Origin of the sequence: Methylibium sp. T29-B, assembly GCF_000576225.1 — a bacterium.
GTDB lineage: Bacteria > Pseudomonadota > Gammaproteobacteria > Burkholderiales > Burkholderiaceae_C > Methylibium > Methylibium petroleiphilum.
Genome location: NZ_AZSN01000041.1, coordinates 21,475 through 28,802, shown reverse-complemented (window position 1 = coordinate 28,802; position 7,328 = coordinate 21,475). Strand labels below are relative to the sequence as shown.

Here is a 7,328-nt window from a genome sequence, read left to right as displayed (position 1 = left end):
ACCGGCTTGCCCGGCACCGCGCCGCCGGGGCCGGCGATGCCGGTCACGCTCAGCGCCAGGTCGGCCGGCGCCTGCCGAAGCACCCCCTCGGCCATCGCCAGCGCGACCTCGCGGCTCACCGCGCCGTGTCGCTCGATCAGCGTGGCCGCCACACCCAGCGACTGAACCTTGGCCTCGTTGCTGTAGGTGACGAAGCCCCTTTCGAACCAATCGCTGGAGCCGGCCACGGCCGTGCAGGCAGCGGCCACCAGCCCGCCGGTACAGCTCTCGGCCGTGGCCACGCGCCAGTGCCGCGCCCGCAGTGCGGCAGCCAGCTGCAGCACCAGCGGCTCCAGGTCGGCGAGATCGAGCAGGCGCGTGCTCATCGGACGCTCAGACCAGGAAACGCCACAGCGCGATCACCAGCAGCGTGCATAACGCGGCCACGCCGTCATCGAACAGGATGCCGAAGCCCTGCGCCCAGCCGATGCCGGGCGCGCTGCGACGCCGCTTGAAGCGCGCATCGGCCCAGGCCACGGGGCCGGGCTTGGCCGCATCGAAGTATCGGAACAGGCCGAACGCCACCAACTGGCCGATCAGGCCGGCCGGCATCACCAGCCACAGCACGGTCCAGAAGGCGAGCACCTCGTCCCAGACGATGGCACCGGGGTCGGCCATGTCGAGATGGCGTGCGGTGACGGTGCAGGCCCACCAGCCCAGCGCCGCACCGCAGAGCAGCAGCACGGCCCACTGCCCGGCGTCGAGCCAGCGATCGAGCACCACGAAACTGACCCAGGCCCACAGCGTGCCGACGGTGCCCGGCGCGACCGGGCTGAGGCCGGCACCGAAGCCCAGCGCGATGGCGTGCGCAGGATGGGCCCACAGGAAGGCCGCGGTCGCGCGACGCGGGGGCGTCGCCGTGGAGGCTTCCAGTCGCTCGCCGTTCATGCGGAGAAGTGATCGAACGAGGCCCAGACGCGATCCACGGCCTGGCCGTCGGCGTCGACGAGGCGCAGGCCCGCCTCGTGCTCGATGCGGCCGATTCGGCTGACCGCCACGTCGGCCCCGCGCGCGGCCTCGAGCACCCGCGCATGGGCCGCTGGCGGCGCCGTGAAGACGAGCTCGTAGTCGTCGCCTCCGGCCAGCGTGCACAGGCGCTGCAAGGCCAGCGGCTGGGCCGCGAGGTCGGCGCTGCGCGGCACGCGACCGACATCGATGCTGGCACCGACGTCACTGCGGTGCAGGAGGTGGGACAGGTCGCCCAGCAGGCCGTCCGACACGTCGACGGCGGCACGGGCCACGCCACGCAGTGCAAGGCCCAGCGCCACGCGCGGCTGCGGCTGTTCCATCGCACGCCGCACCCGCTCGAACACCGCGCCGGGCAGCGACACCTGACCGCGAAAGGCCTCGAGCGCGAGCCGCGCGTCACCGATGCCCCCACCGATCGCGTGGCTGACCCAGATCTCGTCGTCCGGCTCCGCGCTGCTGCGCAGCAGCGCCTCGCCCGCCGGGACCTCACCGAACACTGTGATGCAGATGTTGAGCGGGCCGGCCGTGGTGTCGCCGCCGATCAGTTCGCAGCCGTGTGCATCGGCCAGCTCGTACAGCCCGGCCGAGAAACCGTCGAGCCAGGCCTCGTCGACCCGCGGCAGCGCCAGCGCCAGCGTGCAGGCCAGCGGCTGTGCGCCGCAGGCGGCGAGATCGCTGAGATTGACCGCCAGCGCCTTGTGGCCCAGGCGGCGCGGATCCACGGTGGGCAGGAAGTGCCGGCCTTCGACCAGCATGTCGCAGGACACCGCGAGCTGCATGCCGGGCCGCAGTGCGAGCAGCGCGCAATCGTCGCCCGGCCCGAGCGCCGCACGGCGGGTCGGGCGGCCGAAGTAGCGCGCGATCAGGTCGAACTCGCCGAGGCTCATGGCCGCATTGTCGCCGCGGGCCTCGGCGCTCGCGCACCGCGCCGCCACGCCAGCGGCCGCGCCCGGTTCAGGATGGTCGCTGCGCGCCGTGCTCGCGCAGCACGTTGGCCAGTTCGACGGCCGACTTCACGCCCATCTTCTCGAAAACGCGCGCGCGGTGCACTTCGACCGTGCGCACGCTGATGTCGAGTGCATGCGCGATCAGCTTGTTCGGGCGGCCGTCGATCACCAGCATCATCACCTCGCGCTCGCGCTCGGTGAGCTCGGTCAGGCGCTGACGCATCAGCGCGCCGGCGCGACGCGCCTCGAGCGTCGAGCGGCTGGCGGCCAGCGCCCGCTCGATGCGGTCGACCAGGCTGTTGTCGGAGAACGGCTTCTCGACGAAGTCGAACGCGCCCTGCTGAATCGCCGCGACCGCGGTAGCCACGTCACCGTGGCCGGTGAGGAAGATGACCGGCATCGCCGCCAGCAGGCGCTGCTCGATCAGCCGCTCGAACAGCTGCAGCCCGCTCATGCCACCGGGCATGCGCATGTCGAGCAGAACGCAGGTGGGAGCATTGAGGATCGCGTCACCGCGCGCCGCGAGCATGGCCTCGAAAGCCTCGGCCGATTCGTGCGGCTCGGCCAGCAGCCGGCGCGTGCGCAACAGCCAGGCGATCGCATTGCGCACCACCGCCTCGTCGTCCACGAGGTGGACGACCGGCAGACCCAGCGGCGCGGTGGCCGGCAGCACGCCATGGCTCATGCAGTGACTCCATCGAGAACGCCCGGAGGGGCTGCCGCCGGGGAGGCAGCGGGCCCGGCAGCCGGAAGTGTGAACTCGAAACAGGTGCCGCGCACGCGGCCCTCGCCGTCGCGCAGCGTCGTGAAGTCGAGCGCCCCGCCGTGCTGCTCGACGACCGTCCGGCACAGGCTCAGGCCCAGCCCCATCCCTTCGGCCTTGGTGGTGAAGAAGGGCGTGAACAGCCGGGCCGCGACCTCGGGCTCGCTGCCGGGGCCGTGATCGGTCACGCTCAGCCGCACCCAGGCGCCGTGGGTGCGGGCGCCGAGCCGCACCACGCGGCGCTCCGCCGGCTCGCCCACCATTGCCTGCAGCGCGTTACGGGTCAGGTTGAGCAGCACCTGCTCGACCATCGTGCGGTCGCACACGACCCGCGGTGGCGGGCTGCCGAACTCGAACTCGATGCGCGCGCCGCACTTGCGCGCCTGCAGGCGCAGCAGCGGCATCACCGCCTCCACGAGCTGGTCGCAGCTCAGGCTCTCGCGGCTCTGCTCGCGGCGACGCACGAAGTCGTGCACGCTGCGGATGACGCGGCCGGCCCGCTCGGCCTGCTCGGCGATGTGCTGCGTGGCCTCGCGGATCATCGCCAGGCTCGGCGGATCGGGTCGCTCGCCGGCATCGTCGATCAGGTTCAGCGAGCCGGTCGCGTAGCTGGCAATGGCCGCGAGCGGCTGATTGAGCTCGTGGCTCAGCAGCGAGGCCATCTCGCCAACGCTGGCAAGCCGGGCGGTGGCCTGCAGCTGCTCCTGCTGCTGGCGCGCGCGCTCCTCGACGCGGCGCTGTGCGCTGAGATCGAGCACTGCACTCATCCAGCCGCTCTGCAGCCCGTCGGGACCCACCAGCGGCGCCTCGAAGATCAGCACCGGGAAGCGCTCACCGCCAGCGCGCATGAAAGTGGTCTCGAATCCGTCGCGCGACTCGTGCGCCGGCACGCCCTGCGCCATGCGCTGCACCTGGCGCGCCTCGTAGGCGCTGAGCATCTCGGGCGGCCAGTAGGGCGGTGTGGTCTGCCCGACCAGCTGCTCGGCACTGAAGCCCACCATCTTGCAGAAGGCCGGATTGACGTAGGTGACGCGGCCCTGCCGGTCACGCGCGCGCAGGCCGGTCACCAGTGAGTCCTCCATGGCGCGGCGCAGCGTCAGCTCCTCACCGAGACGCTGCTCCGCCGCCGCGCGGCGACGCACGTCGCGCGCCAGCAGCGCCACCACCGCCGCCAGCGCAAGCGAGAGGCCAAGCACCAGCGAGGTCGCCACGTTGGGGATCAGTCGCGGCGCGCCGGCCGCGCTGTCGAGCCGCAACGCCAGCGTGAGGCTCGACAGGTTGACCAGGCGCTCGGTGACATAGACGCCGGCCCCGCGCGTCAGCCCTCCGCGCGCCAGGCGCGTACCGTCACCCTCGACGAACGACAGCTCGTGGCTGCGCGCCAGTTCAGGCGCGACGGCTTCGTCGATCACCCCGCCGAGCGCCAGCGTGGCCACCATCGCGCCGCGCTCGCCATTCGGACCGATCGGCAGGCAGACGTCGATCACCTCGACCCCGAGTCCGCCGGGCTGAGGCACGAAGTAGCTGCGTGACCAGGCCGGCGCCGCCAGCCGCTGCGCGTCGGCACACGCGGCCTGCGTGTCCAGATCGAGGTCACTGCGCGCCAGGCTGACGAACAGCGGCCCACCGTAGGGCGAATCGGCGGCCGTCTCGATCACGTTGGCGCCACTGCGCCATTCGATGCGCAGCATCTCGCGCCGCGCACGCAGCAGGTCGGCCGCGTCGGAGCGCCATTGGGCGGGTTGCGGATCGTTCCACAGCAGGGCCTGCAGACTCTGCACGTCGCGCAGGAGCAGCTGCCGCACGTTGGCCGCGGCCGAGGCGGCGGCCATCTCCACTCGCTCCTGCTCGCGGTTGTTCTCGTGCTGCACCGTCAGTGCCAGCAGCAGTGTCTGGGCCACGCCCAGCAATAGCACGAGCAGCGCCCACGGCAACAGTCGCCGCCAGCGTGAAGCGAGCGGCGTGGGCACGACGGGGGCATCGACATCGGCCATAGCCTCAGTATCGAGAGCTCGCAAGCGAAAGAGGTAAGCAGTTTCGCGCATGGCCGTTACCTCCGGGATTTGCAACACTGCCCTGCGCAAGCCGCTCTGGCCGCAAAAGGGGGTCTTCTTACAATCGTCGACCCGGCCCGCTGCCCCTCGTGCGGTGCGCCTCCCAACACGGAAAGCCAGACCATGCTGACCAACGAAGAAAAGAGTGCGGAACTGCGCCAGGCCGCGCTCGAATACCACGAGTTCCCGACGCCCGGCAAGGTGGCCATCGCCGCCACCAAGCAGCTGGTCAATCAGCGCGACCTCGCGCTGGCGTATTCGCCCGGCGTGGCGGCCGCCTGCGAAGAGATCGTGGCCGACCCGGCCAACGCCTACCGCTACACCTCACGCGGCAACCTCGTGGCGGTGGTCACCAACGGCACTGCGGTGCTGGGCCTGGGCGACATCGGTCCGCTGGCGGCCAAGCCGGTGATGGAAGGCAAGGGCGTGCTGTTCAAGAAGTTCGCCGGCATCGACGTGTTCGACCTCGAGATCGCCGAGCGCAACCTCGACAAGCTGGTCGACTGCATCGCCGCGCTGGAACCTACCTTCGGCGGCATCAACCTCGAGGACATCAAGGCGCCGGACTGCTTCTACGTGGAGCGCAAGCTGCGCGAACGCATGAAGATCCCGGTCTTCCACGACGACCAGCACGGCACGGCGATCGTGGTCGGTGCCGCGCTGATCAATGGCCTGAAGGTGGTCGGCAAGGACATCACCAAGGTCAAGCTGGTCACGTCGGGCGCCGGTGCGGCTGCGCTGGCCTGCCTGAATCTGCTGGTGAAGCTGGGGCTGCCGCGCGAGAACATCTGGGTCACCGACCTGGCCGGCGTGGTCTACAGCGGACGCACCGAGCTGATGGACCCCGACAAGGCCGAGTTTGCCCAGCCCACCAGCCAGCGCTCGCTGATGGACGCGATCGCTGGTGCCGACATCTTCCTGGGCCTGTCAGCCGGCGGCGTGCTGAAGAAGGACATGGTCGCGAAGATGGCGGCCAATCCGGTGATCTTCGCACTGGCCAACCCCAACCCCGAGATTTCACCGGAGGACGTGAAGGCGGTGCGTGACGACGCCATCATGGCCACCGGCCGCACCGACTACCCGAACCAGGTCAACAACGTCCTGTGCTTCCCCTACATCTTCCGGGGCGCACTGGACTCGGGGGCGACCACCATCACCGACGAGATGGAAGTCGCCGCGGTCTACGCGATCGCCGACCTGGCCCAGGCCGAGCAGAGCGAGGTGGTGGCCGCCGCCTACGCCGGCGCCACGCTGAGCTTCGGGCCGGAGTACCTGATCCCCAAGCCCTTCGACCCGCGCCTGATGATGAAGATCGCGCCGGCCGTCGCGCTGGCGGCAGCGGCCTCGGGCGTGGCCACGAGGCCCGTCAAGGACATCGACGCCTACCGCGAGAAGCTGCAGGCCTTCGTCTACGCCTCGGGCACGACGATGAAGCCGATCTTCAATGTCGCCAAGCGTGCCAAGGTCAAGCGCGTGGTGTTCTGCGAGGGCGAGGAAGAGCGCGTGCTGCGCGCGGTGCAGGTCATCATCGACGAGGACCTGGCGCGGCCGACGCTGGTGGGCCGCCCGCCGGTCATCGAGCAGCGCTGCGAGCGCTTCGGGCTGCGGCTGCAAGCCGGCCGCGACTACGACGTGGTCAACCCCGAGAACGACGAACGCTACCGCGACTACTGGCAGACCTACCACCGCATCATGGCGCGGCGCGGCGTGACCCAGCAGTTCGCGAAGATCGAGATGCGGCGCCGGCTGACGCTGATCGGCGGCATGCTGCTGCACAAAGGCGAGGTCGACGGCATGCTGTGCGGCACCTGGGGCACGACAGCGATGCACCTCAAGCACATCGACGAGCTGATCGGCCTGCGCCCTGGCGCCAAGACCTATGCCTGCATGAACGGGCTGATCCTGCCCGGCCGCCAGGTGATGCTGGTCGACACCCACGTCAACTACGACCCCACAGCGGCCCAGCTGGCCGAGATCACGGTGATGGCGGCCGAGGAGATGAAGCGCTTCGGCCTGGTGCCCAAGGCGGCGCTGCTGAGCCACTCCAACTTCGGCTCCAGCAACCAGCCTTCGGCGCTGAAGATGCGCGAGGCGCTCGCGCTGGTGCGCGCGCAGGCGCCGTGGCTGGAGGTCGACGGAGAGATGCACGGCGACACGGCGCTCGATCCCTCGCAACGCAGTGCCCAGATCCCCGACAGCACACTGCAGGGAGAAGCGAACCTGCTGGTGCTGCCGAACATCGACGCCGCCAACATCTCGTACAACCTGCTCAAGACTGCAGCCGGTGGCGGCATTGCGATCGGCCCGGTGCTGCTCGGCGCCGCCAAGCCGGTGCACATCCTGACGCCGTCCGCCACGGTGCGGCGCATCGTGAACCTGACGGCGCTGACGGTCGCCGACATCAACGCCGTCCGCTGAGCGCCGTCGACCCTTGCGCCGCCCTCCCCGGACCCACGGCGGCGGGCACCCCACAAGTCAGCGGCGAGAAAGTCGTCAAGTTTTCCGATATTCAAGACCATTTCAAGAAGTTTGTACACACAAACAAATCTTGATTTC

The 7,328-nt window shown here is 70.2% G+C and carries 6 protein-coding genes; 1 reads left to right on the top strand and 5 read right to left on the bottom strand.

All coding sequences use genetic code 11. The features are described from left to right. From Y694_RS09120 to Y694_RS09100, 5 genes are all read right to left on the bottom strand, one after another. Positions 1-365, bottom strand: a 365-nt coding sequence (locus tag Y694_RS09120; protein WP_036231727.1) for a CinA family protein, incomplete at its 3' end; no start/stop codon positions are given. Positions 366-372: 7 nt separating this feature from the next. Further along, a complete protein-coding gene (locus Y694_RS09115) occupies positions 373-927 on the bottom strand; it encodes a phosphatidylglycerophosphatase A (protein WP_036231725.1) in 555 nt (184 codons plus the stop codon). Then, the gene (thiL, locus tag Y694_RS09110) at positions 924-1,895 is read right to left on the bottom strand and encodes a thiamine-phosphate kinase (protein ID WP_011827811.1); all 972 of its coding nucleotides are present in this window, start codon (positions 1,893-1,895) and stop codon (positions 924-926) included. Before thiL ends, Y694_RS09115 begins: the two co-directional genes overlap by 4 nt. Before the next feature lie 67 nt (positions 1,896-1,962). After that, positions 1,963-2,640, bottom strand: a complete 678-nt coding sequence (locus Y694_RS09105; RefSeq protein ID WP_011827810.1) for a response regulator transcription factor — start codon at positions 2,638-2,640, stop codon at positions 1,963-1,965. After that, on the bottom strand, positions 2,637-4,712 hold the full coding sequence (locus Y694_RS09100) for an ATP-binding protein (RefSeq protein WP_051495675.1): 2,076 nt from the start codon (positions 4,710-4,712) through the stop codon (positions 2,637-2,639). Before Y694_RS09100 ends, Y694_RS09105 begins: the two co-directional genes overlap by 4 nt. Positions 4,713-4,895: 183 nt before the next feature. On the opposite strand from Y694_RS09100, the gene Y694_RS09095 reads away from it, so the two are divergent. Continuing rightward, on the top strand, positions 4,896-7,190 hold the full coding sequence (locus tag Y694_RS09095; RefSeq protein WP_011827808.1) for an NADP-dependent malic enzyme: 2,295 nt from the start codon (positions 4,896-4,898) through the stop codon (positions 7,188-7,190). Positions 7,191-7,328: the final 138 nt, after the last annotated feature.

What these genes read in the sequence shown, in the direction of transcription:
- Y694_RS09115 (WP_036231725.1), bottom strand. Translation starts at nt 927, where the DNA reads ATGAACGGCGAGCGACTGGAAGCCTCCACGGCGACGCCCCCGCGTCGC.
- Y694_RS09100 (WP_051495675.1), bottom strand. Translation starts at nt 4,712, where the DNA reads ATGGCCGATGTCGATGCCCCCGTCGTGCCCACGCCGCTCGCTTCACGC.
- thiL (WP_011827811.1), bottom strand. Translation starts at nt 1,895, where the DNA reads ATGAGCCTCGGCGAGTTCGACCTGATCGCGCGCTACTTCGGCCGCCCG.
- Y694_RS09105 (WP_011827810.1), bottom strand. Translation starts at nt 2,640, where the DNA reads ATGAGCCATGGCGTGCTGCCGGCCACCGCGCCGCTGGGTCTGCCGGTC.
- Y694_RS09095 (WP_011827808.1), top strand. Translation starts at nt 4,896, where the DNA reads ATGCTGACCAACGAAGAAAAGAGTGCGGAACTGCGCCAGGCCGCGCTC.